At 58.3% G+C, this 26,167-nt stretch carries 23 protein-coding genes; 14 read left to right on the top strand and 9 right to left on the bottom strand.

All coding sequences use genetic code 11. The features are described 5' to 3' along the window. Nucleotides 1-76: 76 nt before the first annotated feature. Nucleotides 77-1,501, bottom strand: a complete 1,425-nt coding sequence (locus QWI20_RS08335) for an aspartate ammonia-lyase (protein WP_133773915.1) — start codon at nucleotides 1,499-1,501, stop codon at nucleotides 77-79. A gap of 211 nt (nucleotides 1,502-1,712) precedes the next feature. Between QWI20_RS08335 and QWI20_RS08330 the strand changes: the two genes are divergently transcribed. Beyond that, entirely contained in the window at nucleotides 1,713-2,624 is a 912-nt protein-coding gene (locus tag QWI20_RS08330; RefSeq protein WP_369305054.1) for a LysR substrate-binding domain-containing protein, read from the top strand. Nucleotides 2,625-2,667: 43 nt separating this feature from the next. On the opposite strand, the gene QWI20_RS08325 is transcribed toward QWI20_RS08330, so the two are convergent. Continuing rightward, a complete protein-coding gene (locus QWI20_RS08325; protein WP_369305053.1) occupies nucleotides 2,668-3,303 on the bottom strand; it encodes a hypothetical protein in 636 nt (211 codons plus the stop codon). Between the two features lie 354 nt (nucleotides 3,304-3,657). Between QWI20_RS08325 and purE the strand changes: the two genes are divergently transcribed. The 4 genes from purE (at nucleotide 3,658) to QWI20_RS08305 (ending at nucleotide 6,217) form a co-directional block, all read left to right on the top strand. Further along, nucleotides 3,658-4,149, top strand: a complete 492-nt coding sequence (gene purE / locus QWI20_RS08320) for a 5-(carboxyamino)imidazole ribonucleotide mutase (protein WP_065988179.1) — start codon at nucleotides 3,658-3,660, stop codon at nucleotides 4,147-4,149. Between the two features lie 7 nt (nucleotides 4,150-4,156). Continuing rightward, nucleotides 4,157-5,239, top strand: a complete 1,083-nt coding sequence (locus QWI20_RS08315) for a 5-(carboxyamino)imidazole ribonucleotide synthase (RefSeq protein ID WP_369305052.1) — start codon at nucleotides 4,157-4,159, stop codon at nucleotides 5,237-5,239. A gap of 116 nt (nucleotides 5,240-5,355) precedes the next feature. Then, nucleotides 5,356-5,601: a GlsB/YeaQ/YmgE family stress response membrane protein gene (locus tag QWI20_RS08310; RefSeq protein ID WP_037016790.1), complete on the top strand. Its 246-nt coding sequence runs from the start codon at nucleotides 5,356-5,358 to the stop codon at nucleotides 5,599-5,601. A 79-nt stretch (nucleotides 5,602-5,680) separates the two neighbouring features. Next, entirely contained in the window at nucleotides 5,681-6,217 is a 537-nt protein-coding gene (locus QWI20_RS08305; protein WP_369305051.1) for a DUF3299 domain-containing protein, read from the top strand. Nucleotides 6,218-6,340: 123 nt separating this feature from the next. Here QWI20_RS08305 and QWI20_RS08300 read toward each other — a convergent pair whose 3' ends face one another. Both QWI20_RS08300 and QWI20_RS08295 read right to left on the bottom strand, forming a co-directional pair. Further along, a complete protein-coding gene (locus QWI20_RS08300; protein WP_369305050.1) occupies nucleotides 6,341-7,252 on the bottom strand; it encodes a D-hexose-6-phosphate mutarotase in 912 nt (303 codons plus the stop codon). Nucleotides 7,253-7,360: 108 nt separating this feature from the next. Further along, nucleotides 7,361-7,762, bottom strand: coding sequence for an acyl-CoA thioesterase (locus QWI20_RS08295; protein WP_093466337.1), 402 nt, complete (start codon nucleotides 7,760-7,762; stop codon nucleotides 7,361-7,363). Between the two features lie 379 nt (nucleotides 7,763-8,141). On the opposite strand from QWI20_RS08295, the gene QWI20_RS08290 reads away from it, so the two are divergent. Then, nucleotides 8,142-9,452 (top strand): MFS transporter, encoded by a 1,311-nt coding sequence (locus tag QWI20_RS08290; protein WP_369305049.1) that lies wholly within the window; start codon nucleotides 8,142-8,144, stop codon nucleotides 9,450-9,452. Between the two features lie 85 nt (nucleotides 9,453-9,537). Here QWI20_RS08290 and QWI20_RS08285 read toward each other — a convergent pair whose 3' ends face one another. Then, complete coding sequence (locus tag QWI20_RS08285; RefSeq protein WP_369305048.1) at nucleotides 9,538-10,935, bottom strand: hypothetical protein; 1,398 nt, start codon at nucleotides 10,933-10,935, stop codon at nucleotides 9,538-9,540. 1,358 nt (nucleotides 10,936-12,293) lie between these two features. Continuing rightward, a complete protein-coding gene (locus tag QWI20_RS08280) occupies nucleotides 12,294-12,635 on the bottom strand; it encodes a hypothetical protein (RefSeq protein ID WP_369305047.1) in 342 nt (113 codons plus the stop codon). Between the two features lie 271 nt (nucleotides 12,636-12,906). On the opposite strand from QWI20_RS08280, the gene QWI20_RS08275 reads away from it, so the two are divergent. The 7 genes from QWI20_RS08275 to QWI20_RS08245 all read left to right on the top strand — a co-directional run bounded on the left by QWI20_RS08275 (nucleotide 12,907) and on the right by QWI20_RS08245 (nucleotide 22,087). After that, nucleotides 12,907-13,887, top strand: coding sequence for a phosphate ABC transporter substrate-binding protein PstS (locus QWI20_RS08275; protein ID WP_369305046.1), 981 nt, complete (start codon nucleotides 12,907-12,909; stop codon nucleotides 13,885-13,887). Between the two features lie 185 nt (nucleotides 13,888-14,072). Continuing rightward, nucleotides 14,073-16,358 (top strand): ABC transporter permease subunit, encoded by a 2,286-nt coding sequence (locus QWI20_RS08270; RefSeq protein ID WP_369305045.1) that lies wholly within the window; start codon nucleotides 14,073-14,075, stop codon nucleotides 16,356-16,358. A 15-nt stretch (nucleotides 16,359-16,373) separates the two neighbouring features. Further along, a complete protein-coding gene (gene pstA, locus QWI20_RS08265; RefSeq protein WP_369305044.1) occupies nucleotides 16,374-18,044 on the top strand; it encodes a phosphate ABC transporter permease PstA in 1,671 nt (556 codons plus the stop codon). Between the two features lie 104 nt (nucleotides 18,045-18,148). Next, nucleotides 18,149-18,982, top strand: coding sequence for a phosphate ABC transporter ATP-binding protein PstB (pstB, locus tag QWI20_RS08260; RefSeq protein ID WP_369305043.1), 834 nt, complete (start codon nucleotides 18,149-18,151; stop codon nucleotides 18,980-18,982). Between the two features lie 51 nt (nucleotides 18,983-19,033). Further along, on the top strand, nucleotides 19,034-19,792 hold the full coding sequence (gene phoU / locus QWI20_RS08255; RefSeq protein ID WP_133773894.1) for a phosphate signaling complex protein PhoU: 759 nt from the start codon (nucleotides 19,034-19,036) through the stop codon (nucleotides 19,790-19,792). Nucleotides 19,793-19,966: 174 nt separating this feature from the next. Continuing rightward, nucleotides 19,967-20,872, top strand: a complete 906-nt coding sequence (locus QWI20_RS08250) for a response regulator (protein WP_369305041.1) — start codon at nucleotides 19,967-19,969, stop codon at nucleotides 20,870-20,872. A 306-nt stretch (nucleotides 20,873-21,178) separates the two neighbouring features. Beyond that, the gene (locus QWI20_RS08245; RefSeq protein WP_369305039.1) at nucleotides 21,179-22,087 is read left to right on the top strand and encodes a peptidoglycan DD-metalloendopeptidase family protein; all 909 of its coding nucleotides are present in this window, start codon (nucleotides 21,179-21,181) and stop codon (nucleotides 22,085-22,087) included. Nucleotides 22,088-22,108: 21 nt separating this feature from the next. On the opposite strand, the gene QWI20_RS08240 is transcribed toward QWI20_RS08245, so the two are convergent. From QWI20_RS08240 to phoB, 3 genes are all read right to left on the bottom strand, one after another. Beyond that, nucleotides 22,109-23,449 carry a hemolysin family protein gene (locus QWI20_RS08240; protein WP_192174552.1) on the bottom strand — a complete coding sequence of 447 codons (1,341 nt, stop codon included), beginning with the start codon at nucleotides 23,447-23,449 and terminating at the stop codon, nucleotides 22,109-22,111. A gap of 100 nt (nucleotides 23,450-23,549) precedes the next feature. Further along, on the bottom strand, nucleotides 23,550-24,809 hold the full coding sequence (phoR, locus tag QWI20_RS08235) for a phosphate regulon sensor histidine kinase PhoR (RefSeq protein WP_369305158.1): 1,260 nt from the start codon (nucleotides 24,807-24,809) through the stop codon (nucleotides 23,550-23,552). 90 nt (nucleotides 24,810-24,899) lie between these two features. Continuing rightward, the gene (gene phoB / locus QWI20_RS08230; RefSeq protein ID WP_037016751.1) at nucleotides 24,900-25,589 is read right to left on the bottom strand and encodes a phosphate regulon transcriptional regulator PhoB; all 690 of its coding nucleotides are present in this window, start codon (nucleotides 25,587-25,589) and stop codon (nucleotides 24,900-24,902) included. A gap of 170 nt (nucleotides 25,590-25,759) precedes the next feature. Between phoB and QWI20_RS08225 the strand changes: the two genes are divergently transcribed. After that, nucleotides 25,760-26,140: a hypothetical protein gene (locus tag QWI20_RS08225; protein WP_369305037.1), complete on the top strand. Its 381-nt coding sequence runs from the start codon at nucleotides 25,760-25,762 to the stop codon at nucleotides 26,138-26,140. Nucleotides 26,141-26,167 lie beyond the last annotated feature (27 nt).

The raw sequence follows: 26,167 nt of genomic DNA, 5'->3' as shown, positions 1-26,167 counted from the left end.
CCCTCAAAAGGGTGAGGGGTGTCTAGACCCTCAGCCTGGTGATCGTGTTGCAAGTGTCGCAAGGGGGCCGGACGGATCAAGCCTTCAAGGGCACGAGTCGCGGCGCAATCATGTTCTCGGGGCGCAGGATGTCCGCCAGCATGACGTCATCGAGCAGGCCCTCTTCGCGCACCAGCTCCAGCACGCCACGGCCTGTTTCCAAGGCGACGCGGGCGATACGGGTGGCGTTTTCGTAACCGATGTACGGGTTCAGCGCAGTGACGAGGCCGATCGAGTGCTCGACCAGTTCACGGCAGCGCACTTCGTTGGCGGTGATGCCGACGATGCAGTGCTCGCGCAGCATGTCCATGGCGCGCTGTAGCAGGCGAATCGAGTCGAAGATCTTGTAGGCGATCAACGGCTCCATCACGTTCAGCTGCAATTGACCGCCTTCGGCAGCGATGGTCAGCGCCAGGTCGTTGCCCATGATTTCGAAGGCGCACATGTTCACCGCCTCCGGAATCACCGGATTGACCTTGCCCGGCATGATCGAGCTGCCTGGCTGACGCGCCGGAAGATTGATTTCGTTGATGCCGGTGCGCGGACCGCTGGAGAGCAGGCGCAGGTCGTTGCAGATCTTCGACAGCTTGACCGCAGTGCGCTTGAGCATGCCGGAAAACAGCACGAAAGCGCCCATGTCGGAGGTGGCTTCGATCAGGTCGGCAGCCGGCACCAGCGGCTGGCCGCTGATGGTCGCCAGACGCTGAACGGCCAGGTGCTGATAACCGGGGTCGGCGTTGATGCCGGTACCGATGGCAGTGCCGCCCAGATTGACTTCGGTCAGCAGCTCAGGCGCCAGACTGCGCAGGCGGTTGAGGTCTTCAGTCAAGGTGGTGGCGAAGGCGCGGAATTCCTGACCCAAGGTCATGGGCACCGCGTCTTGCAATTGGGTACGGCCCATTTTCAACACGTGGTTGAACTCGTGACCTTTGGCCGCGAACGCCTGAATCAGGCTGTCGAGGCTGGCGAGCAGTGCGTCGTGGCCCAACAGCAAACCCAGGCGAATGGCCGTCGGGTAGGCGTCGTTGGTGGACTGCGCCATGTTCACGTCGTTGTTCGGGTGCAGGTGTTTGTATTCGCCCTTGGCATGGCCCATCGCTTCGAGCGCGATGTTGGCGATGACTTCATTGGCGTTCATGTTGGTGGAGGTGCCGGCGCCGCCTTGAATCATGTCGACGACGAACTGATCGTGGAAATCACCGCGGATCAGTCGTGCGCAGGCTTCGCTGATGCCCGCATGCTTCTCGTTGCTCAAATGGCCCAGTTGATGGTTTGCATCCGCCGCTGCCTGCTTGACCATCGCCAGCGCTACGACCAGCTTGGGGTAGTGCGAAAGCGGAACGCCAGAGAGGCGGAAGTTGTGCACTGCGCGTAGGGTCTGGATGCCGTAATACGCTTCAGCGGGTACTTCGAGAACGCCAAGCAAGTCTTTTTCGATGCGAAATGATGCAGCGGAGGACATGATAGAGAAAGTCTCAAGATGGGCACGGACTAAGCCGGAACGCCCTTGATACTAGGCCTGTGGGCTATTCTGGACCAATGCTGTAAAACGCTGCCCTATGCACAATCGGCATAATGGCCCTGTGACGCGGGGATTGTGACGAGCGTGTGAATCAGTGTATGAGGCTCCTGTTCGCACCCGCGAATGCGCAACTTTTAAGGCTGGAGAAACGATGAACCTGGAAAGCAAATGGCTGGAAGACTTCAGTGCGCTGGCCGCGACCCGCAGTTTTTCCCAGGCGGCGGAGCGTCGGTTTGTCACGCAACCGGCCTTCAGCCGGCGCATTCGCAGCCTTGAAGCGGCCCTTGGCCTGACGCTGGTCAATCGCTCGCGCACGCCAATCGAGCTGACGGCGGCGGGGCAGTTATTCCTTGTCACCGCGAGGACAGTGGTCGACCAGCTCGGCGAGGTGCTGCGTCATTTGCACCATCTGGAAAGCGGGCAGGGCGAGGTCATGCAGATCGCCGCTGCGCACTCGCTGGCGCTGAGCTTCTTCCCGCGCTGGATAGCGCAGCTGCGCAACGAAGGGCTGAACATCGCCACGCGCCTGGTCGCTACCAACGTCGGCGACGCGGTGCATGCGCTGCGTGAAGGCGGTTGCGACCTGATGCTGGCGTTCTACGACCCCGACGCTGCGCTGCAAATGGACGCCGAGATCTTCCCGTCGCTGCACCTGGGCGTGACCGAAATGCTGCCAGTCTGCTCAACCGATGAGGAGGGGCGCCCGCTGTTCGACTTGGAAGGGGAACAGAGCGTGCCGCTGCTGGCGTACAGCGCGGGTGCGTTTCTGGGTCGCTCGGTAAACCTGCTGTTGCGCCAGCGCAGCGTGCGCTTCACGACGATTTACGAAACGGCGATGGCCGACAGCCTCAAGGGCATGGCGCTGCAGGGGCTGGGTATCGCGTGGGTGCCGCGCCTGAGCGTGACGGCGGAGCTCGAACGAGGCGAACTGGTCATCTGCGGCGGCACTCAGTGGCACGTCCCGCTGGAGATTCGGTTGTACCGCTGCGCGCTGGTTCGCAAGGCCAATGTCCGGCTGTTGTGGCGCAAGCTGGAAAGTGCGGTGGCACCAGATTCCCCATGACAAGGGCCGCTCCTGGCAATGCCAAAGAGCGGCGAGTGTTGCTTCAAGGGTGCCTGTTCAGATGCTCAGCAATGATTTGCTTGTTCGCGTCGCTGTAGACATAGCAGTTGGAGTATAGGTCTCCGTGTTTTTCGACGATATTCGTTTGGCACCACCATCCGCCTTTGTAGAGAACCTCGGCGGCCTCATGAGTGCCACCGAGCATATGCCCCAGTTCGTGCGCGGGGATTGCGAACGTTTCCAGTGAGGCTATGCCCGTGTAGCTCTTGTCCGTACTCGCGCCCAGAGTGTCCGAGTTGATCCTGTTCTGAGTCAACAAGAGGTATTTGGTGGTCGCGTTGCGTTGCATGCCGTTGTCGAAGACATACCGATCCATCTTGTTCTTCCAGGCGTAATAGGTTTCGTCCACATCATCATTTTGATAAGCGAAATCCGTGAGGCCCGGGACGTCGCTAATGAACGCCAGTCGCACATAACGATCCGTGAAACTTTCCAGGTCCTTGATAAGCCAGGCGAAGTAATCCTGGCGCAATTCGTGGGTGTTGTAATGTGAAATGTCGTCGTGGAGAACCAGGTAGAGGGTCAACGGTTTTCTGGAGGCGTTATCGTTGGCCCACGCCGTGTGACTCATCGCTAACGCGCAGAGCAGCAGGAGACAGCTTGTATATTTCTTGAACATCGTACTCTTCCTTGAGTAGGTGAATTAGGGTCGGGCCGTAAGTAGCCCGACGCCGGATATCTAATAGCAACTGGCGTAGACAGGGAATCAGAATCGACGTCGATTGCAGTAGTCCTTGCTTGATTGCTGTGCGGTACAAGTGTCGATCCTCTGCCGGATTTTTCCGTGCTGCCTGCCGCTATAAAAAGCTGGACCGTTGAACGTATGGGGGCTGTCATCCTGACGCTTTGCGGTATACTCCGCGGCCTTCGGCCGGTTTGACTGGTCATAATTTGTACGACAAGCCACGCCGGTTTTCCCGCGTGGCTTGTTGTTTTTAGCCGCGCCTGCGGGCGCCCGATGAGAGGCACGACGATGAGCGCACTGGTTGGCGTGATCATGGGCTCCAAGTCCGATTGGTCCACCCTTAGCCACACCGCCGACATGCTTGAAAAGCTCGGCATTCCGTACGAAGTCAAAGTGGTTTCGGCGCACCGCACGCCTGATCTGCTGTTCAAGTACGCCGAAGAAGCCGAAGGCCGTGGCATCGAGGTGATCATCGCCGGTGCTGGTGGCGCCGCTCACCTGCCTGGCATGTGCGCTGCCAAGACTCATCTGCCCGTTCTGGGTGTCCCGGTTCAGTCTTCCATGCTGTCGGGCGTTGATTCATTGCTCTCCATCGTTCAGATGCCTGCCGGCATTCCGGTCGCGACCCTGGCCATTGGCAAAGCGGGCGCGATCAACGCCGCGCTGTTGTCGGCCAGTATCCTGGGCGCCAAGCACCCACACTTCCATGCAGTGCTGAAGACATTCCGCGCTGAGCAGACAGACAGCGTTCTGGACAATCCAGACCCACGCGAGGCCTGAGGTTTTCATGAAGATCGGCGTAATCGGTGGCGGCCAGTTGGGTCGCATGTTGGCACTGGCGGGGACCCCGCTGGGGATGAACTTCGCCTTCCTTGACCCCGCGCCGGACGCCTGCGCCGCTGCGCTTGGCGAGCATCTGCTCGCCGATTACGGCGATCAGGAACACCTGCGCCAGTTGGCGAATGATGTTGATCTGGTCACCTTCGAATTCGAAAGCGTGCCGGCAGAAACCGTCGCCTTCCTGTCGCAATTCGTGCCGGTTTACCCGAGTGCCGAAGCGCTGCGTATCGCCCGCGATCGCTGGTTCGAAAAGAGCATGTTCAAGGACCTCGACATCCCGACGCCGGCGTTCGCTGACATCCAGTCCCAGGCGGATCTGGACGCTGCGGTGGCCAGCATTGGTCTGCCGGCCGTGTTGAAAACCCGCACGCTGGGTTACGACGGCAAGGGCCAGAAAGTCCTGCGCACCCTTGAAGAGGTGAGCGGCACTTTCGCCGAACTGGGCAGCGTGCCGTGCCTGCTGGAGGGCTTCGTACCATTCACCGGCGAAGTTTCGCTGATCGCCGTCCGCGCCCGTGATGGCGAGACCCGCTTCTATCCGTTGGTTCACAACACCCACGACAGCGGCATTCTGCGCATCTCCATCGCCAGTACCGATCACCCGCTGCAGGCGCTGGCTGAAGATTACGCCGGGCGCGCGCTCAAGCAACTGGATTACGTAGGCGTGCTGGCCTTTGAGTTCTTCGAAGTCGATGGCGGCCTGAAAGCCAACGAAATTGCCCCGCGCGTCCACAACTCGGGTCACTGGACCACCGAAGGTGCCGAGTGCAGCCAGTTCGAGAACCACCTGCGTGCTGTCGCCGGACTGCCGCTGGGTTCGACGGCCAAGGTCGGCGAAAGCGCGATGCTCAACTTCATCGGTGAAGTGCCTGCAGTGGAGCAGGTCATTGCCGTCGAAGATTGCCACCTGCATCACTATGGCAAAGCCTTTAAAGCCGGGCGCAAGGTCGGCCACGCCACCGTGCGCAGCAAAGACCGCGCGACGCTGGATCGTCAGGTGAAGCAGGTCGAGGCGCTGATCAAAAACTGATCACTGCGGTGTCCTGCATATCCTGTTGAACCATTCGCTACCGCCAGCCCTCTCATAGCGTGTTGCCAATAGCCAGCTAGGCTATTGGCATATTCATTCAAACAGAGGGACATGGCATGGGAATCATCGGAACCATCTTCATCGGCTTGATCGTAGGTCTGCTGGCGCGCTTTCTGAAGCCAGGCGACGACAGCATGGGCTGGATCATGACCATCCTGCTCGGTATCTGCGGCTCGCTGGCCGCCACTTATGGTGGTCAGGCGCTGGGTATCTACCGCGCAGGCGAGGGTGCAGGTTTCCTCGGTGCGCTCGTCGGCGCGATCATCCTGCTGGTGATCTACGGCATGATTAAAAAGCGTTAAGCACGCCTGGCCCTCTGCGCTATTGCGGCGCAGAGGGCTAGAATGCCCGGCACTCAACTCCTCCCGCCGAGCATCTCCAATGCGTCATCTCCTCTTCGTTTCACTGCTGCTGGTCTGCGGACTGGTAAGCGCCGCTGAGTTACCCGAAACCGACTGGCTCGAACTGATGCCGAAGTCGGATCAGAAAGCCCTCGAAGCCATGCCCGAAATCGACCACAACTCGCCGGAAGGCCAGGGAACGTTCGACAGCAAGGGCGGTTTGAAGCAGAGCAAGGGCTTGCCTGCCGTGATGTACTCCACCAAAACCGTCGCGTCGATGAACGACAGAACCATCCGCCTGGGTGGCTATCCGGTTCCGCTGGAGACTGATGCGAAGGGTCACAGCACGCTGTTCTTCCTCGTCCCGTACCCGGGCGCCTGCATCCACGTGCCGCCACCGCCGCCGAATCAGCTGGTGCTGGTGCGTTATCCGAAAGGCCTGAAGATCGCCGACATCTACACACCTTTGTGGGTCATCGGCACGTTGAAGGTCGAGAAGGTCAGCAATGATCTCGCCGACGCCGCCTATGCGCTGGACGCATCGAAAGTGCGTGTGGTGGTTGAGGCGGATTTGTAGTTCGCTGACATGGTAGGACCGGCTTCAGCCGGGAAGGCGTCGTGTGTCACACCACAAAATTGATGGTGCTCAAACCGGCCCCTTCCCCGGCTAAAGCCGGTCCAACAAAATAGCGCAGTGTTGTCAGGCCTCTGCCAACGGCTCGGCCCAGATGCTCACGCTCAGCGCATGCATATCACCCGGTTTGAGCGTCACGACGTCGGTCATGACGTTGGCCGTCTCAACGCACACCATGCCCTTCCAGCCATCAGGCTGCATGTCGTCGAAGGTTTTGGTCTTGTCGATCCACGGGTTCCAGATAATGGCCGATTGCGAACCCGTCGTTTGAATCTGAATCCGGCGTTTCCACTCCGGGTCGACCACTGAAATCAGGTCAGGCGTGTCCTGATAAATACGGTCCGTCTCGCCAGTGAACGTGATGTCACCCACCTGTACGTTCTGGGTATCCCAGCTTTCCAGTGTGTTCAGGTACTCGACGCCATCCAGCCCTTCGATGCTGATCCGGCTCACATCGCTCACCGCGAAATAACTGTGCAGCGCCTGACTCAGCGTGACGTCTTCGGCGCCAGCGTTGAAGCTCACCAGGCTGACATTCAGCGCGACATCCAGGCGGATGTGCAGCTTCAGGCCAACGGTGTGCGGCCAGCCCGGCAAATGTCCTTCGGCCTGGGGCTGGATGAATTCGACGATCAAGGCGTCGCCGTCCTCACCGACGCCCATCAACTCCCAGTCGATCGCCCGAACTTCGCCGTGGGCCTTTGCCGGCTCGTCGCTCTCGCGCATGACCTGCACGCTGGACGGATTTTTCTGGAAATTGCCAAACCACGGCCAGCAGATAGGCATGCCGCCGCGGATAGGCTTGCCCGATTTGAACAACGCGCCCGGGTTGGACCAGATCAGTGGCTCATCGCCGTCTACCTGATAACTGATGATGTGCGCGCCTTGCCGGGCGATCACCAGTTCGGCCTGACCGTGGCGGATGCGCCAGCAATTAAGCTCACCGAGCTGGAAGGATTCGACGTTTGACGTAGGCATGGGGGTTCTCACTCGAAGGACAGTGACTGAATCAGACTGCGCCAAGCTTGATGAGTTTGTTGCGCAAAGCCAAGGGCGGGCACATCGGCGCCCACCCGGGCTTGAGAATCAGCGTCGAGCCGGCACCGAACGGGTACGGCCGCTGCCGTCGATGGCGACAAAAACGAATACCGCCTCGGTCACCTTGCGCCATTCGCTGGACAGGGGATCATCGCTCCACACCTCGACCATCATCTGAATCGAGCTGCGGCCGATTTCCAGGGTCTGGGTGTAGAACGACAACTGCGCGCCCACCGCGACGGGCACCAGAAACGCCATGCGGTCGATGGCCACAGTCGCCACACGGCCACCGGCCACCTTGCTCGCCATGGCAGTACCGGCGAGGTCCATCTGGGCAACCAGCCAGCCGCCGAAAATGTCGCCGAAGCCGTTGGTTTCGCGGGGCAGGGCGGTAATCTGCAGGGCAAGATCGCCTTGCGGTATTGGATCTTCTTGTTCGAGCTCAATCATTATTGGGTCCCTCTGACCCATGACTCTAGGTAGTCTTCATTTCGTTTAAAGGGAAACTCTGCGAAAACGACTTGGGCAAATGGCTTCGCACAACTTCCCTGAAGAGACCGGCTGAGTCGTGGCCGCCGAGTATATCGGGCGCGCCGTCATGAAACGACCGCGGCTTTTTCATAATGCCTTCGCGCCATTGCAATTCATGTGCATTTGTACGCAATTTGCTATCGTGCCGGACCGACCTGGCGCACTACGCCATTTTTGGCACGCAATTTTGATGCCCGATTAACTTTCGAGTCGAGAAATCGCGTGTGAAGCCGTTACCCACGGTTGAGTCACCGTTGATTTTTCGCCCAAAGAGAGCCTCAAAAGAGAAGCCATTGTCATGTCCTCTGTGCCTTTAAGCGCCACACAGCCTTCGCGCCCGCTGAACCGTAACGATTACAAAACCCTTTCATTGTCTGCTTTGGGCGGAGCGTTGGAGTTTTACGACTTCATCATTTTCGTGTTCTTCGCAGCCGTGGTAGGCAAGCTGTTTTTCCCCGTAGACATGCCCGAATGGCTGCGTTTGATGCAAACGTTTGGCATTTTTGCCGCCGGTTATCTGGCTCGGCCCCTGGGCGGCATCGTCATGGCGCATTTTGGTGATCTGCTGGGCCGCAAGAAAATGTTCACCCTCAGCATTTTCCTGATGGCCGTGCCGACGCTGATCATGGGGCTGCTGCCCACCTATGCGCAGATCGGCATCTGGGCTCCCATGTTGCTGCTGCTGATGCGCGTCATTCAGGGCGCCGCAATCGGTGGCGAAGTGCCTGGCGCGTGGGTATTCGTTTCCGAACACGTTCCCGCCCGTAACGTCGGTTACGCCTGCGGTACCCTCACGTCCGGCCTGACTGCCGGGATTTTGCTCGGCTCGCTGGTCGCCACCTGGATCAACAGTGTGTACTCGCCCGTTGAAGTATCGGACTACGCTTGGCGTATTCCTTTTCTGCTCGGTGGCGTCTTCGGTCTGATGTCGGTTTACCTGCGCCGCTGGCTGCACGAAACCCCGGTGTTCGCTGAGCTTCAATTGCGCAAGCAACTGGCTGAAGAAGTGCCGCTCAAAGCGGTATTGCGCGATCATCGCGGCGCTGTCGTGCTGTCGATGCTGCTGACCTGGCTGCTCTCCGCCGGTGTGGTGGTAGTCATTCTGATGACCCCGACCCTGCTGCAGAAGGCCTACGGTTTCGCACCTGCCGACACCCTCAAAGCCAACAGCCTCGCCATCGTCTTGCTGAGTCTGGGTTGTATCGCGGCTGGCGCTCTGGCGGACCGAGTCGGCGCGGGCCTGGTGTTCCTGTTCGGCTCGCTCGGTCTGCTGGTGAGTTCGTGGACCTTCTACCACATGATCGGCACGCACCCGGATCTGCTATATCCGCTCTACGCAATCACCGGTTTGTTCGTCGGCACCATCGGCGCGGTCCCCTTCGTGATGGTCAAGGCCTTCCCCCCAGTGATTCGCTTCACCGGGCTGTCGTTTTCCTACAACCTGGCGTACGCCATCTTTGGCGGTTTAACGCCAATGGTCGTCAGCCTGATGTTCGCTGCCAACCCGATGGGCCCGGCGTGGTACGTGGCGATTTTGTGCGTGATGGGGATGGGGATCGGGGTGTATTTGCTGAAAACACGCGATCATCTGCAATCGTTGGTCGAGTGATGTAGCCCATGAATTGATTGCGGGCCAGATGGCCTGGCCCGCAATTCTTATTTTCTCCACGCGTGACAGGTATGGGCGACTCGCGCTAGATGGGTGTTTCGTTGTCTCCGGATTGATCCTTGAATGCAAATATGGCTGCGGAATCTGAAAACCTTCCTGTGATCAAAAAACTCTCATGAGACAGTCGAGTGAAACTATCCTTGGTGAGACTGAAAGTTTCGCCCAACGGGGGCTGCGCTATTGAAGATTCTCCTGCAAAACTGGTATCTGGCTTTCCATCACTGGTATAGCGACCTACCACAGCATAAAATGCTGAGTCACCCGCCGGAGAACCATCGCCGAAAGCCATGATCGATCCAGCCGGTGTGGGTGATCCGTGTGCATGCCACCATATATTAGTATCGTACGTGCCAAAATCCATGTAGACCGGATGCCCTTCATTAAAGTTTAGCTCCCCCCTGCCTTCGGCTGTAAAGACCATTAGTGCCGCAGAATTTCCCTGAATTCCAGTAACTAAAAGTTTCCCATTAGTGTGTGAAACAGCACAGTCACTGATGCTTATGAAATATTTAGATAAGTCGACATATGCGGACTCACCAAACGTGCTATCACGCTTGCCATTGCTTTTAAAACCGACCATGTAAGGCTCAAGCTCACCGTTAGCCTCAATACTCGCGCATATCGCGATTATCCGTTCACTGCCAATGTCTCGCGCCAGCGCATACGGGTAAGCCCTCTGGTGATCCTTCTCTACCCTGAACTGTCCATTTCCTTGGAAACTTGTATCCAGTTGACCATCCTTCGTCAAGCGTGCCAGAGTAGTAAAGTTTTCACCATTAGGTTGCGTATTCATAATATAGGCCAAAATCAGGATTTTTCCATCCGGGTCTACAGCTAAAAAATTATGGGAAATATTCATGGTGCCTTTAATATTCAAAGCGTCGGGAATATAAACAACGCCCTGTGTCCCGAAAGTAATGTCTGGAAGCCCGGTGGGCAATAATTTTACAATTACGCCTGTGAAAATAGATGCTGCGCCCTTCCTTACTCTCAAGCGACCTGTAACAATCAGCTCTCCCTTATCTGTTTCGTGGATTGACAGGGGAAAACTGGTATTGTTTTCGTCGAATTTAATTTGCGCGAATCCATTTTGTCCAAAGCTCGTATCTACTTGTCCCTGTTTGGTGATGCGGGCGACAGCGGCATAGTTGGACGGGGTTGCTGGAGGTATGGCATAGTCATAGGCGGTTACCCAGAATTTCGAGCCATTATCATTGGCGGTAGGACAAATGCTGGAAACGACCGAAAGCACATGCCCCGGCGAGCTAAGTATCATTCTGCCTTTATCACCGAATGACTCGTCGGGCCGTAGGAAAGGAATTGAAGGGTCTGGCGCATGAGTGACTGAAGCGGCAGGGCCGGTAACGTCATGCTGGCGACGTTCTTCTAGCCGCCGAATGTTGCTCTCATGTTCGTTGTTCATCATAAATCTCCTAATTAATGAGGCTGTCCGCATAGGTCAGCCTTCTTTTGACGTTAGTCCACAGTTTCAAGAGGTGTTAGATTCATTTGAAATAATCTATATAGCGTTTGTGCTCAGGTTCATAAGATTCATTCCAGGGGTTGCTTCACTGCTCCGGCCGCACTGACATGCTGCGCCTCGATACTCGATATACCCTTTGCAAGGTAACTGGTCGCGGGCCAGAAAATCGGGTCCGCGACCATTACCTTAATTTAATTGCGGGAGCAAAAGTTGCTGCTTATAGGAACGGTCATGACACGGGCATCAGCTTTAGAATTTGTCGCTGTAGGCAAAGATGGCTGCCTGACTTGCCGAGCTTCCGGCGATCAATAATCTTCCGGAGTCAGTTATAGTGAGACTGTCTTTTTCGGAACTAAACGATTCGTCGCCAGGTGGAGCTGCTACCCCATGTTCTCCCCCAAAGCTCGGATCTGGCGATTCGTTCGCTAAGAATCGGGCCACCACTTGATAGGCAGTTCCGCTAAGATTAGCGTACTCACCTAAAACAGTGGTTTTATACAAAGGGGGAACCCAGCTGTTGTCCGCGATCAAAACGACTTATATCCCACTCGTCGGAAAAGGTTGCATAAACCGGGTCGCCCATTGAAGCCGATTTCCGCTGATCCGTTGTCCTTGTAATTTGCAAGCGCCGCATATAAGGCCGTAAAGTCAGAAGAAAATTTATTCCCGCAGACCACAAGGTGGCTATTGTCTTGCGAAAGCGTGCAGCTATAGACCGTTTCGAAGTCGTCTGAAAGGTAAACGTATCCTGATTCTCCAAACTGGTCTTCTAACTTTCCCTCATGTGTAAGGCATGTAAGGTAGGAAGCGGTACTTATATTCACCACGTCGTCATACTGGCAGGTGATGACTATTCGTCCAGAACCCGTGTCTATTCCAATATCTACAGGTAGAACTTTATGTCCATCCTTGAATAATAGTACATGTCTATGTTCGTGGAATGCTAGATCAGCCTTGCCTTCCTTCGTAATACGAATAGGTAGGTTGACTCTTTGATTATTCTTCCTCGTTTTCTATGGACGTTGGTCAAGATTAGGATCCCCCCATCCGGCTGTACCGCGTATTTAACTAGGGTTAATCGGGTGACGTCGGTCTTTATCTCGTCGACTATCTTGCGAAGATCCACAACTCCTTGATCCCCAAAGCTGGAGTCTGTTAGCCCGCTGGGCAGGAGTCGGGTAATCATGAATCTTTCAAAACGGGCCCCTCCTAATCCCACAAAATCACCAAATACAATCAAGTTTCCATCTGACGATTCATGGCAGGAATGCAGGCGAGTGTAGTGCGTATCATCGAATTTAATTCGCGTACCCACTGCTCCCATACGCCCTATCAATTTCCCCTCCCGCCGTAAGGCGTACAACAGCAGCATAATTAGGCGTATCCGTTGCAGATAATACTTCTTCATAAGCGGTTACCCAAACGTTGTGATCAGCTGTGGGCACGACGCTTGAAGCCACTGTGAGTGGACGCCCGGCTGCGCTAAGTGTCGTCTTGCCTTTTTCGCCAAACGCCTCGTCATACTTAAGCAAGGGAATTGATGGCGCCGGCGCATACTTTATTCGAGAATGTCGGTTTATAAAATTATCTCGCAAGACTTTTGCTTTTATTTGAATGCTGCTAGTGGTGTTTTTGTCCATGATAGATTTCCAAGGGTCTAGTTTTTGGATATGACGTCAGCACCCCTAACAGCAGAAGAGTGGGGTAAATCGAATATATTAATTCGAAATAAGCTCACTCTACTTATTTCGATTAATAAAGATGTTCGACGATTGTTTCAGCTGTTTTGGACTGGCCGATCATCTTCTCAACGGAGAAGACCTCTACGTTCATTTTGTTGTCACAATACAGTCATATCTTTGCGCCATCAGGCACGATTGGTACGGCCGATTTGGACACCAGGAGCAAGGCATGACACTGAAGCGTTTGATGACGGCACTGACTCTCGTCGCAGCCGGTGTGACGGCGGCCAATGCGCCAGCGGCTGTTGATCCGGCGATCAAGCCCTACGTCAAAACCAGTGGTGTCTCCGGAAATCTATCCAGCGTGGGCTCCGACACCCTCGCCAATCTGATGACGATGTGGGCCGAGGCCTATAGGAAAGAATACCCAAGCGTGAACATCCAGATTCAGGCCGCCGGCTCCTCGACAGCGCCGCCCGCACTGACCGAGGGCACTGCGACGCTGGGCCCCATGAGCCGCAAGATGAAAGACGGCGAATTGTCGGCCTTCGAACAGAAGCACGGCTACAAGCCGACGGCGATACCCGTGGCGGTGGATGCCTTGGCAGTGTTCGTCCACAAGGACAACCCGATCAAGGGGCTGACGTTGCAGCAGGTCGACGCGATCTTCTCCGCGACCCGGCTGTGCGGCGCCAGGACCGATGCAAAAACCTGGGGCGATGTGGGCGTGACAGGGGATCTGGCCGGCAAGGCCATCCAGCTGTTCGGGCGCAATTCGGTGTCCGGCACCTACGGTTATTTCAAGGAAGAGGCGCTGTGCAAGGGCGACTTCAAACCCAACGTCAACGAACAGCCCGGCTCTGCTTCGGTGGTCAGCTCCATCAGCAATTCGCTGAACGGCATTGGCTATTCGGGCATTGGTTATAAAACATCCAGCGTACGCACCGTACCTCTCGCGAAGAAAGAGGGCGGCGAGTTTGTCGAAGACAACGAAGCCAACGCGTTGAATGGCACCTACCCGCTGGCGCGTTTCCTTTATGTGTACGTCAACAAGGCGCCGAACAAACCGTTGAATCCGCTCGAAGCCGAGTTCGTCAGGTTGATCCTGTCAAAACAAGGTCAGGAAGTTGTCATGAAAGACGGGTACATTCCGTTACCAGCCAAGGTCGTCAGCAAAGCCTTGGCTGATCTGGGGCTACAAGAACGGTAGCGAGCACGCTGCCCAGACAACCCTGATGCGGGGTGACAGGTTCGTCCCGCTCTAAACGACAAAGGCCTTATGGAACGAGGCTCGCAGAACACTGAACAGTCCGTTGCCACGATTCAGGGGCGGCGGGCTTTTTTGCGTCACCTCGCTGTCATGTATTTGTCATACAGAGTGGCTACGGTGTGCGCATGAATGATTTGGCCAATTCATCAATGACCGAAAAACCCCGTCCCGAGCGCATCGATTTCAATGCGCCCGAGCTGCAACGCAAGCGCAGGATCCGTGCGCTCAAAGATCGCCTGACGCGTTGGTACGTGTTGGTGGGCGGTCTTGCCGTGTTGGCCGCCATCACGTTGATCTTCTTCTACCTCGCCTACGTCGTCGCGCCGTTGTTCCAGGGTGCGAAACTGACGCGCAGCGATGCTCAAACACCTGCCTGGATGCAGGGTTCCGGCAAGCCCATGGTCCTGGTCATCGAAGAGCAGAATCAGGTCGCCATGCGCGTGTCCGACAAGGGCGAGGCGCTGTTTTTCCACCTCAAGGACGGCGGCGAAATTTCCCGCGTGTCCTTGCCGATCCCCGCTGGCGCGAAGGTGACGTCGGTGGCCCAGGATCAGCCCGGCAAGCCGTTGATCGCGGTTGGCCTGTCCAACGGCCAGGTGCTGGTGTTCAAGCACGCTTACCCGATCGGCTATCCCGACAGCAAAAAAACCATCACCCCCACGATTACCTATCCCTACGGCGAGACGCCGCTGGTACTGGACGAAGGAGGGCGCGCGCTCGAGCACGTCAATCTGAATGCCAGCGACACGACCCTGATTCTGGCCGGTGCAACCGGTACCCAACTGCACGTGTTGTCGCTGACCCAATCAGAAAACCTGATGACGGGCGAGACCAACCGCGAGCAAAGTCGCATCGACTTGCCGCAGCTGTCGGCGGCGGTCAAAGCCATCTATGTCGATCCGCGCCAGCAGTGGCTGTACGTGATCAATGGTCGCGCGCTGCTGGATGTGTTCGACCTGCGCGATCGCACGTTGAACGGCCGCTACAAACTGCTTGAAGACGCCAACGCCGAAACCACCGCCAGCACGCAACTGGTCGGTGGCATCTCGCTGGTGATCGGCAGCTCAAGGGGCAATATCGCGCAGTGGTTCATGGCGCGGGACGTCGATGGCGAGATGCGTCTGCAGCACATTCGTGATTTCAAAATGAGTGGCGCGCCGATTTCCCAGATCACCGCCGAGCAACGCCGCAAAGGCTTCATTGCCATGGACACCTCCGGCAAGCTCGGCGTGTTTCACAGCACCGCACACCGCACGCTGCTGATAGACCCGATAGCCAGCGGCCCCGCTGTAATGGGTCTTTCGCCGCGGGCGGATCGCATCATTGTTGAGGACAGCGGCAAGCTGCTGCCCTTGAGCCTCGACAATCCCCACCCGGAGATTTCCTGGAGCGCGCTGTGGGACAAGGTCTGGTACGAGAACTACGACGAACCCAAATACGTTTGGCAATCCACCGCGTCCAACAGTGATTTCGAGCCCAAGCTAAGCCTTGCCCCGCTCACCTACGGGACGCTCAAAGCCGCGTTCTACGCCATGCTGCTGGCCGCACCGATCGCCGTCGCTGCGGCGATCTACACCGCTTACTTCATGGCGCCGCGCATGCGCCGCAAGGTCAAGCCGATCATCGAGCTGATGGAAGCGATGCCGACAGTGATTCTCGGTTTCTTCGCCGGGCTGTTCCTGGCGCCGTATCTGGAAGGGCACTTGCCAGGCATCTTCAGCCTGCTGATCTTCACCCCCATCGGCATCTTGCTGGCGGGCTTTGGCTGGACGCGCCTGCCTGACTCGATTCGTCTGCGGGTGCCCGACGGTTGGGAAAGCGCGATTCTGATTCCGGTCATTCTGCTGATTGGCTGGGTCTCACTGAGCATGAGCCCGCACTTGGAGAACTGGTTCTTCGGCGGCGACATGCGTGCGTGGATCACCAACGATATGGGCATCACCTACGACCAGCGCAACGCAATGGTGGTCGGAGTCGCGATGGGTTTTGCGGTCATCCCCAACATTTATTCGATTGCCGAGGATGCCGTGTTCAGCGTGCCGCGTGGCCTGACCCTCGGCTCACTGGCCCTCGGCGCCACGCCGTGGCAGACATTGGTTCGCGTGGTAATTCTCACGGCCAGCCCGGGGATTTTTTCGGCGCTGATGATCGGCATGGGACGTGCTGTGGGCGAAACCATGATCGTGCTCATGGCCACCGGCAACACGCCGATCATGAACATGAACCTGTTTGAAGGCATGCGCACCCTGGCCGCCAACGTGGCAGTGGAGATGCCCGAGTCGGAAGTGGGCGGCAGTCATTATCGCGTGCTGTTCCTCGCCGCCCTGGTGCTGCTGATGTTCACATTTGTCATGAATACCTTGGCAGAGCTGATTCGTCAGCGTCTGCGCAAGCAGTATTCGTCTCTCTAGGGCCGGTTGAAACCGATGAAGCAGACCTCCCTCAAGCGATGGTTCAACAGTGGCGGCCCTGGTGTCTGGCTCAGCGCGGGCGCGGTGTCCATCGCGGTCATCATGACCATAGGCCTGCTGGCGGTGATCGCCGTGCGCGGGCTGGGGCATTTCTGGCCCGCCGATGTCATTTCCGCCCAGTACGACGTTCCCGGGCAGGAAAGCCACGTGCTGGTGGGCGAGCTGGTTCAGTCTGAACAAGTGCCGCGCGCCAGGCTCAAGGCCGCCGGGTTGCCGGTTCCTGATCAGGGGCCCGAGTTCATGACCCGCGATCTGTTCAAGGTCGGCAACCGGGATATCAGCCCCAGCGATTTCAACTGGGTCATTGGCGAGTGGCTCAAGGACCCGCGCAAGCCTGCGGAATTGATGACCCTCGAGCGCCGCGAGTGGGGCAACTTCTACGGCTATCTGGTCAACGTCAAGGAAGACGGCAAATTTGTCGCCGAGGGTGAAGCCGCATGGCCGCAACTGCAGGCGCGTATCGAGCGGGTGCAGGGCATTTCCGATCAACTGGACGACCTGGAGAAGGGCGAGATCGGCGCGATCAACCACGGCATCGAGCGGCTGCGTCTGCAGGCGCGCAAGCTTGAGCTCAACGGCGAACTCGATGCCGCCGCACAGGCCGATATGGCCAGTGAGCGCGCTGAATACGACGCGCGCTATAAGGACGTCGAATCGCGGCTGGGCGCGTTGCACGCCGAATACAATCGCGACAGCCTGACGGCCCGTGACGCCAACGGCAAAGAAATCGAGATCAGCATCGGCAAGGTGGTCCATGCGTATCAACCCAACGCCATGGGCACGATGACCAAGCTGGGGTTCTACTTTCAGAAGCTTTGGGAGTTCCTCAGCGACGACCCGCGTGAGGCCAATACGGAGGGCGGGATTTTCCCGGCGATCTTCGGCACCGTGATGATGACGCTGATCATGGCCGTCATCGTGACGCCCTTTGGCGTGCTCGCCGCTGTGTATCTGCGTGAGTACGCGCGCCAGGGCGTGATGACGCGCTTGATCCGCATCGCGGTGAACAACCTCGCGGGCGTCCCTGCCATTGTCTACGGCGTGTTCGGGCTGGGCTTTTTCGTTTACGTGCTGGGCGGTTCTCTGGATCAGCTGTTCTTCCCCGAAGCCTTGCCGGCGCCGACGTTCGGCACACCGGGCTTGCTGTGGGCATCGTTGACTCTGGCGCTCCTCGCCGTGCCGGTGGTGATCGTTGCCACCGAAGAAGGCCTGGCGCGTATCCCGTTGACGCTGCGCGAGGGCTCGCTGGCTTTGGGCGCAACCAAGGCCGAAACGCTGTGGAAGATCGTTTTGCCGATGGCCAGCCCGGCCATGATGACCGGCCTGATCCTGGCCGTCGCGCGAGCGGCCGGTGAAGTGGCGCCGCTGATGCTGGTGGGTGTGGTCAAGATGGCGCCGTCGCTGCCGCTGGACGGCAATTACCCGTACCTGCACCTCGACCAGAAGATCATGCACCTGGGTTTCCATATTTACGACGTCGGCTTTCAAAGCCCCAATGTCGAGGCTGCGCGCCCGCTGGTGTACGCCACGGCGCTGCTGCTGGTGCTAGTGATCGCGCTGCTGAACCTGTCGGCGGTGACGATTCGCAACCGCCTGCGCGACAAGTACAAGGCGTTCGAAGACTGAGTCAGCGACACGCTTCAAGCGGCACGCTGAAAAGCCGCATACCGTATCAGCACCACATTTGCAGCTTGCGGCTAGAGGCTTGCAGCTACGAACGGAGAGAGACCATGCAACACGAACCCCACGCCCAGGGCATCAACATGTCGGCCCTGGGTCGCAAACGCCAGGTGCTGGATCTGGCGAACGAAGCCGTTGCACTGGAAGTGCCGGGGCTGGATCTCTTCTATGGCGAGAAGCAGGCGCTGTTCGACATCCGCATGAACATCCCGAAACAGCGCGTCACCTCGTTCATCGGGCCATCCGGGTGCGGCAAGTCCACCTTGCTGCGCACCTTCAACCGCATGAACGATCTGGTGGACGGCTGTCGCGTACAGGGGGAGATCAAGCTCTATGGCCACGACATCTACACCAAAGGCGAGGACGTCGCCGAGTTGCGTCGCCGGGTCGGCATGGTCTTCCAGAAGCCCAACCCGTTTCCGAAGACCGTTTATGAGAACGTGGTCTACGGGCTGCGTATTCAAGGCGTGAACAAGAAGCGCGTGCTCGATGAAGCCGTCGAATGGGCGTTACGTGGCGCCGCCCTGTGGGACGAGGTCAAGGACCGCCTGCATGAATCGGCGCTGGGACTTTCCGGCGGTCAGCAGCAACGTCTGGTGATCGCCCGCACCATCGCCGTCGAACCCGAAGTGTTGCTGCTCGATGAGCCGTGCTCCGCGCTCGACCCGATTTCGACCCTGAAAGTCGAAGAGTTGATCTACGAACTGAAATCCAAATACACCATTGTGATCGTTACCCACAACATGCAGCAGGCGGCGCGCGTCTCGGATTACACCGCGTTTCTGCACATGGGCAAGGTGGTCGAATACGGGGACACCGATACGTTGTTCACCAATCCGACCAAAAAGCAGACTGAAGACTACATAACCGGTCGTTACGGCTAGCACGTGTTTCGTCAGCCTTGAACCACCGCGCAATCAATCGGACGGACACTCATGATCAAAGACAGCCATACACATCACATCTCCCAGCAGTTCAACGCTGAACTGGAAGAAGTTCGCAGCCACCTGCTGGAAATGGGTGGTCTGGTCGAGAAGCAGGTCAACGATGCGGTCACCGCGTTGATCGAAGCCGACTCGGGCCTGGCCCAGCGGGTGCGCGAGGTGGACGACCGCATCAACCAGATGGAGCGCAACATCGATGAAGAGTGCCTGCGCATTCTGGCCCGTCGTCAGCCTGCCGCGTCAGACCTGCGTCTGATCATCAGCATCTCCAAGTCGGTCATTGACCTTGAGCGCATTGGCGATGAGTCCACCAAGATCGCTCGCCGTGCGATTCAGCTGTGCGAAGAGGGTGAGTCGCCGCGTGGTTACGTCGAAGTGCGCCACATCAGCGATCAGGTCAGCAAGATGGTGCGCGATGCACTGGACTCGTTCGCACGCTTCGACGCCGATCTGGCGTTGTCGGTTGCGCAGTACGACAAGAACATCGACCGCGAATACAAGACCGCATTGCGTGAGCTGGTCACCTACATGATGGAAGATCCGCGCTCGATCTCCCGCGTGTTGAATGTGATCTGGGTCCTGCGTTCCCTGGAGCGCATCGGCGATCACGCGCGCAACATCTCCGAATTGGTCATCTACCTGGTCCGCGGTACCGACGTTCGCCACTTGGGCCTCAAGCGCATGCAGGAAGAAGTGAAAGGCCTGACCGCCGAAAGGATTAATGTTCTGGACACGCCTGACGATAAATAAGATTGCCTGAGAAAAAACGCCTGGCGACCGCCGGGCGTTTTTGTTTCTCCGGTCTGCCCGTATTTTTTCAAGTCACCCGCGAATAAAAGTCCCGGTGTCGTCAAACAGTTTGGCAGCTGGCCACCCGCCAGCGAATGCTCGCCATTTGCGGTGAACACGCCATCAGGAGCGTCGATGAGTAAAGTCAGTGTATTGGTGGTGGATGACGCACCGTTCATCCGCGATCTGGTCAAGAAAGGCCTGCGCAATGCCTTCCCGGGAATCGCTCTGGAAGACGCAGTAAACGGCCGCAAGGCGCAAGTGCTGCTCAGCCGTGAAGTGTTTGATCTGGTGCTCTGCGATTGGGAAATGCCCGAAATGTCCGGGCTGGAATTGCTGACCTGGTGCCGCCAGCAGGACAACCTGAAGACCATGCCTTTCATCATGGTCACCAGCCGTGGCGACAAGGAAAACGTGATTCAGGCGATCCAGGCCGGCGTCTCTGACTTCATCGGCAAGCCGTTCACCAACGAGCAACTGCTGACCAAGGTCAAGAAAGCGCTGCACAAGGTCGGCAAGCTCGACGCGTTGATGTCCAGTGGTCCGGCTCGCGTCAATGCGGCGTTTGCCAATGACTCACTCAGCGCCCTGACGGGTAATCGCCCTGAGGTTGTCAACACGGCGCCCGCAGCTTCTGCGGCACCCCAGGCCGCTCAGCCTCTGGCCCAACCGGTGGCCAATGCTGCTCCCGCCGCCGCACCCACGGGTCGTGGCCAGGGTCAGTTGCGTCTTCCGAGCGGGACCCAGCCCTGCGTGATCAAGGCGCTGACGCTCAAGGAAGCGTCACTGCTGGTCCGCCGTGGCGAGGTCCTGCCGCAGATCCTCGAAAGCGCCGTGCTCGATCTGGAGCAGGGTGAAAACGCCGAGGTCGCGCGTCTCAATGGTTATCTGCACGCGATTGCCGCGTTCGAGCAGAAGCCGGACAGCGAGTGGCTGCAGGTCACCTTCCGCTTCGTCGACAAGGACACTCAGAAGCTTGATTACCTCTCGCGCCTGATTGCCCGTGGCACCGCGCAGAAGCACTTCGTGCCGGGTGCCTGATTCGCTGCCATGTCAGGCGAGCTCATTCCCGGTGAATGCTCAATATGTGGGAGCGACCGGGATGGCGCTCCACCTTGCTCGCGATGAGACCGGTACATCCGCTAAATTTGCAGCGGTTGGGAGTCCATCTTCGCGAGCAAGCTCACTCCCACTCCATCCAGCATAGAAATTGCAATTCCGATTGCGCCCTGTGCTGACGCGATTTCCTTGACGCTTCGTCTATTACCGATTGATTCGGATGAGTCCAATTGCGTCGGCATCGCTGTTAGGCTGGGCGCCAATCGTCCACTCACCAGGTCTATCCCGATGTTAGAGCGCGTGCTGGTTGTCTGTGCCTTACTGCTGGCCACGCAGACCGCCGGGGCAGTCACGATCTATCGGTTCACCGATGCCAATGGCGTTGTGTCGTTTACCGACCAGCCTGTGCGTGGCGCGCAGGTGATGAAGCTTCGCGAGCGCATGGTCGAGCGCATCGACACCCAGGTGCGCCTGAGCGTCAAGAAAGCCAATGGCAGCGACAGCCTTTATGTTCGCAATGATCTCTACGCGCCCGTTGAAGTCGAGCTGCGTCTGGCCGGGGTGAAGAACGTGGTGGGCGTGTCGGACCAAGTCATTCGCCGCACAATTCCAGCGCGCAGCAACGAACGCCTCATCGCCCTCAGCCCGCAAGTGGCCAGCAGGGCCATGGCCTACAAGCCCAGTCTGCGATCCATCGTGGGCGACCCGCAGCGCGGCGTGTCGGCGAACGGATTTGCCTATCGCTATCCATTGCCGTGGGTGGGCGGGCCGTTTCGCATCAGTCAGGGCGCCAATGGGTCCTACAGCCACGTAGGCGCCAAGAGCCGCTACGCGATAGACATCGCCATGCCCGAAGGCACGCAGATCATCGCTGCGCGGGGCGGGACCGTGATCAAGACCGAGAATGCCCAGTCAGGTCGAGGCGCCAATCCCTCGGGCAACTTCGTGCGCATTCTGCACGACGACGGCACGATGGGCGTTTATCTGCATCTGCAGCAGGGATCGGTGAGCGTCAAGGAAGGCCAGCATGTGGCAGTGGGCACGCCGCTCGGGCGGTCCGGCAACACCGGCAACAGCACCGGCCCGCATTTGCACTTCGTGGTGCAGCGCAATGTCGGGCTGGCGCTGGAGTCGATCCCGTACGAATTCTCGCAGCCGGTCCAGAGCCTGCCTAACTTCGCGATTGGCGGGAATTGATGATCTGCTCGGACGTGCAGATCAATCCAACTTCAACACCTTCGCCAGCACGATCTTCGGGCCTTTCATCTTCTTGATGATGATGCGCAGGCCTTCAACTTCCATGACTTCCTCTTCCTCAGGCACGCGCTTGAGGCTGTCGTAGATCAGGCCTGCGAGGGTCTCGGCTTCAACGTGGTCCAGATCGATGCCCAGCAGGCGCTCGACCTTGAACAGCGGCGTGTCCCCGCGTACCAGCAGCTTGCCCGGCTGATAGGCCAGAATCCCGCGCTCGGCCTTGCGGTGTTCGTCCTGAATGTCGCCCACCAGCACTTCCAGCACGTCTTCCATCGTCAGGTAACCGATGATCTTGCCGTCGGCTTCCTCGACCAGCGCAAAGTGCGCGCCGCCCTGGCGGAACTGCTCGAGCAGGCGCGACAACGGCATGTGCTTGGACACGCGCTCCAGCGGCCGCGTGAGCTCGGCGAGGTTGAAAGACTCGGGAATGTGGTCCAGCGCGGCCAGTTCCAGCAGCAGGTCCTTGATGTGCAACAGGCCCACGAATTCATTGCGGTCCGAGTCGTACACCGGGTAACGGCTGAACTTGTGCCGACGGAACATCGCGAGGATTTCTTTGAGCGGGGCGTTGAATTCCAGCGAGACCATGTCTTCGCGGGAATTGGCCCAGTCCACCACTTCCAGCTCGCCCATTTCCACGGCCGAGGCCAGCACGCGCATGCCCTGGTCGCTTGGGTCCTGACCGCGGCTTGAGTGCAGGATCAGCTTGAGCTCTTCACGGCTGTAATGATGCTCGTGGTGGGGGCCGGGCTCGCCCTGGCCGGCGATGCGTAGAATGCCGTTGGCGCTGGCGTTGAGCAGATAAATGGCCGGGTACATTGCCCAGTAGAAAAGGTACAGCGGCACCGCCGTCCACAGCGACAACAGCTCGGGTTTGCGAATGGCCCAGGATTTCGGGGCCAGTTCACCCACTACGATGTGCAGGTACGAAATCATGAAAAAGGCGCTGAAGAACGACACGCCTTTGACGACTTCCGGCGATTCCACGCCGACCGTCTCGAGCAACGGCGCCAGCAGGTGCGCGAACGCCGGCTCACCGACCCAGCCCAGACCCAGCGACGCCAGCGTAATACCCAGCTGGCAGGCCGACAGATAAGCATCGAGCTGACTGTGAACGGTGCGCAGAATGCGTCCACGCCAGCCGTTTTTCTCGGCGATCGACTCGACACGTGTGGAGCGCAGTTTGACCATGGCGAACTCGGCCGCAACGAAAAATCCGTTGAGCAGAACCAACACCATTGCGAAAAGAATCATGCCGAAATCGGCGAAGAGTGAAGCCAGGCTGATACCAGGGGAAGGGTCCATGATGGGGTTTTGCAGGTTCCGTTTTGAAGTGTGGAATGAAACAAGCCCTCACAATTGGAGGGCACAAGGGACGCAATTTAACGGCTATCTACAGGCTTGCCTAGGCTTTGGTCATCTGCGCCGGGGCAAAGTTGCAGATAAACACACTGCCCTTGCCAGGGACGCTGTTGATTTCCAGTGCCGCGCGGTGGCGCAGCAGCACGTGCTTGACGATCGCCAGGCCCAGGCCTGTTCCGCCGGTGTTTGAGGCGCGGCTGGAATCGACGCGGTAGAAGCGCTCGGTCAGGCGCGGGATATGTTTGCTGTCGATGCCGATGCCGGAGTCCTGCACGCTCAGGTGCGCGCCACGCCCGTCACTCCACCAGCGGATGCGGATCTTGCCCTCTGCGGGCGTGTATTTGACCGCGTTGAAGATCAGGTTGGAGAACGCGCTGCGCAGCTCCGCCTCGCTGCCCTTGAGGCTGACGTCGCTTTCCAGCTCCAGGGTGATCTGCTGATTCTTGCTCCCCGACAGTGCCTGGGCATCATTGGTGATGCTCTGCAGCAGCGACGACACGGCGACGGGCTGATTGTCGGACGGGTAATCGGTGGCTTCCAGCTTGGCCAGCAGCAGGAGATCGTTGAGCAGCGTCTGCATGCGTCCGCCTTGCTGATGCATTTGCTGCAACGCACGGACCCAGCGCGGATTCACTTCTTCGACGTTATCCAGCAGCGTCTCCAGGTACCCGCAGATGACCGTCAGTGGTGTGCGCAGTTCGTGGGACACGTTGGCGACGAAGTCTTTGCGCATCTGCTCCAGTTGATGCATGCGCGTCACGTCGCGCACCAGCATCAGATGTTCGTTGTTGCCATAGCGGGTGATCAACATCTGAATGCGCAGGCGGTCATTGACCGGCGATGGGATCTCCAGCGGCTCGGCATAGTTGGCGTGCGCGAAGTACTCCTTGAAGCGCGGATGGCGCACCAGATTGGTCACCGGCTGACCGCTGTCCTGGGGCGTCTTCAGGCCCAGCAAGGTTTCGGCCGCGCGGTTCCACCATTCCAGGTTGCCGTCGCTGTCGAGCATGATCACGGCATCTTTCAGTGCGGCAGTGGATTCCTGGACACGGTCGATAACCGCTTGCAGGCGGCCACGCACGCGCTGATCGCGACGCTGTAAATGGTAAATGCTGTCGAAGACTTCACCCCACAAGCCATAGCCATCGGGCGGCGGCTCGTCGGGTTTGTGATGGCGAAGCCAGTCATGCAGGCGCAGCAGCTGTTTGAGGGTCCAGGCCAGATAAAGCCCCAGACCGATTGCCAGACACCCGCCGTAATGCCCGCTGATCAAACCGGCCAGCAGCGAGGCTGTGACCAACATCAGCAAGTGGCGGATCAGGGTGCCATGCCAGTTGTGATTCAATTAACGCGTCCTTGTCTTCAGCGGTCTGAATCGCTGCCAAATGCTTTTTCAGCTTTTGGTGGAGAAACGGTAGCCAGTACCGCGGACGGTTTGTACCAGATTTTCGTAAGCCTCGCCGAGGGCTTTGCGCAGACGCCGGATGTGGACATCCACGGTGCGCTCTTCCACGTAGACATTTCCGCCCCAGACCTGATCGAGCAGCTGCCCGCGGGTGTAGGCGCGTTCCTGATGGGTCATGAAGAATTGCAGCAGGCGGTATTCGGTCGGGCCCATCTCGGCAGGTGTGCCGTCGATGGTCACGCGGTGGCTGATCGGGTCCAGCAGCAGACCGCCCACTTCGATCGGTGATTCGCCATCGTTCGGGGCAGCCCGGCGCAGCACGGCCTTGAGGCGGGCGACCAGTTCGCGGGGGGAGAAGGGTTTGGTGATGTAGTCGTCGGCGCCGACTTCGAGACCCTGAATCTTGTTGTCCTCTTCGCCTTTGGCCGTGAGCATGATGATCGGGATGTCACCGGTCAGCTCGTCACGTTTCAGGCGGCGGGCCAGCTCGATGCCAGATGTGCCCGGCAGCATCCAGTCCAGCAGGATGAGGTCCGGCTTGCGGTCGACGATAACGGCGTGGGCCTGTTGCGAATTCTCAGCCTCAATGCAGTCATAGCCGGCCATTTCCAGTGCGACGGCAATCATTTCGCGAATGGGCGCCTCGTCGTCGACGATCAGAATGCTCCTGCCAACCATGCCTCGAACCTCATGTCATTTAACTGTCTTGGGGCGCATTAGATAACGGAATTATTGCAGTCGTGTGACAGGTTAGTTCGAGCTAGGCGTATTCGCCGGTCTAGCGCTAAGCTGGCGACTTGTCCTACAAGAAATGTCCATCCAGCGACAAACAAAAAGAGGATTCATCCATGGCTAAAATTTCTTCCGCTCTGATGCGCCTTTTGGCGGCGGCAGCGTTGGCATCTTCCGGCATGGCCTTCGCGGCGGCGCCTGCGATGACCACCGACGGCATGCTCACTGATCATAAAAGCATGACCCTCTACACCTACGACAAAGACACGTCGGCAGGCAAATCCGTCTGCAACGATCAATGCGCAACCAACTGGCCGCCGCTGACTGCCTCAGCGAGCGACAAGCCTGAAGGAGACTGGACCATTATCAAGCGCGATGACGGTGCCTCGCAGTGGGTTTACAAGGGCAAGCCGCTGTACTTTTTCAAAGGCGATAAAGCCGCCGGCGACAAATCCGGCGACGGCAAAGGTGACGTCTGGCACATCGCCAAACCGTAATTCGAGCCTTCAACTGCTGCGTTGGCC

This window comes from Pseudomonas sp. W2-17 (genome assembly GCF_041060445.1).
Lineage (GTDB): Bacteria > Pseudomonadota > Gammaproteobacteria > Pseudomonadales > Pseudomonadaceae > Aquipseudomonas.
Note: the sequence above shows the minus strand (reverse complement) of the source record. Positions and strands in the feature narration are given on the sequence as shown.

Coding starts and splice junctions, on each gene's coding strand:
- QWI20_RS08335 (WP_133773915.1), bottom strand. CDS start 1,501: ATGTCCTCCGCTGCATCATTTCGCATCGAAAAAGACTTGCTTGGCGTT.
- QWI20_RS08330 (WP_369305054.1), top strand. CDS start 1,713: ATGAACCTGGAAAGCAAATGGCTGGAAGACTTCAGTGCGCTGGCCGCG.
- QWI20_RS08325 (WP_369305053.1), bottom strand. CDS start 3,303: ATGTTCAAGAAATATACAAGCTGTCTCCTGCTGCTCTGCGCGTTAGCG.
- purE (WP_065988179.1), top strand. CDS start 3,658: ATGAGCGCACTGGTTGGCGTGATCATGGGCTCCAAGTCCGATTGGTCC.
- QWI20_RS08315 (WP_369305052.1), top strand. CDS start 4,157: ATGAAGATCGGCGTAATCGGTGGCGGCCAGTTGGGTCGCATGTTGGCA.
- QWI20_RS08310 (WP_037016790.1), top strand. CDS start 5,356: ATGGGAATCATCGGAACCATCTTCATCGGCTTGATCGTAGGTCTGCTG.
- QWI20_RS08305 (WP_369305051.1), top strand. CDS start 5,681: ATGCGTCATCTCCTCTTCGTTTCACTGCTGCTGGTCTGCGGACTGGTA.
- QWI20_RS08300 (WP_369305050.1), bottom strand. CDS start 7,252: ATGCCTACGTCAAACGTCGAATCCTTCCAGCTCGGTGAGCTTAATTGC.
- QWI20_RS08295 (WP_093466337.1), bottom strand. CDS start 7,762: ATGATTGAGCTCGAACAAGAAGATCCAATACCGCAAGGCGATCTTGCC.
- QWI20_RS08290 (WP_369305049.1), top strand. CDS start 8,142: ATGTCCTCTGTGCCTTTAAGCGCCACACAGCCTTCGCGCCCGCTGAAC.
- QWI20_RS08285 (WP_369305048.1), bottom strand. CDS start 10,935: ATGAACAACGAACATGAGAGCAACATTCGGCGGCTAGAAGAACGTCGC.
- QWI20_RS08280 (WP_369305047.1), bottom strand. CDS start 12,635: ATGGACAAAAACACCACTAGCAGCATTCAAATAAAAGCAAAAGTCTTG.
- QWI20_RS08275 (WP_369305046.1), top strand. CDS start 12,907: ATGACACTGAAGCGTTTGATGACGGCACTGACTCTCGTCGCAGCCGGT.
- QWI20_RS08270 (WP_369305045.1), top strand. CDS start 14,073: ATGAATGATTTGGCCAATTCATCAATGACCGAAAAACCCCGTCCCGAG.
- pstA (WP_369305044.1), top strand. CDS start 16,374: ATGAAGCAGACCTCCCTCAAGCGATGGTTCAACAGTGGCGGCCCTGGT.
- pstB (WP_369305043.1), top strand. CDS start 18,149: ATGCAACACGAACCCCACGCCCAGGGCATCAACATGTCGGCCCTGGGT.
- phoU (WP_133773894.1), top strand. CDS start 19,034: ATGATCAAAGACAGCCATACACATCACATCTCCCAGCAGTTCAACGCT.
- QWI20_RS08250 (WP_369305041.1), top strand. CDS start 19,967: ATGAGTAAAGTCAGTGTATTGGTGGTGGATGACGCACCGTTCATCCGC.
- QWI20_RS08245 (WP_369305039.1), top strand. CDS start 21,179: ATGTTAGAGCGCGTGCTGGTTGTCTGTGCCTTACTGCTGGCCACGCAG.
- QWI20_RS08240 (WP_192174552.1), bottom strand. CDS start 23,449: ATGGACCCTTCCCCTGGTATCAGCCTGGCTTCACTCTTCGCCGATTTC.
- phoR (WP_369305158.1), bottom strand. CDS start 24,809: ATGTTGGTCACAGCCTCGCTGCTGGCCGGTTTGATCAGCGGGCATTAC.
- phoB (WP_037016751.1), bottom strand. CDS start 25,589: ATGGTTGGCAGGAGCATTCTGATCGTCGACGACGAGGCGCCCATTCGC.
- QWI20_RS08225 (WP_369305037.1), top strand. CDS start 25,760: ATGGCTAAAATTTCTTCCGCTCTGATGCGCCTTTTGGCGGCGGCAGCG.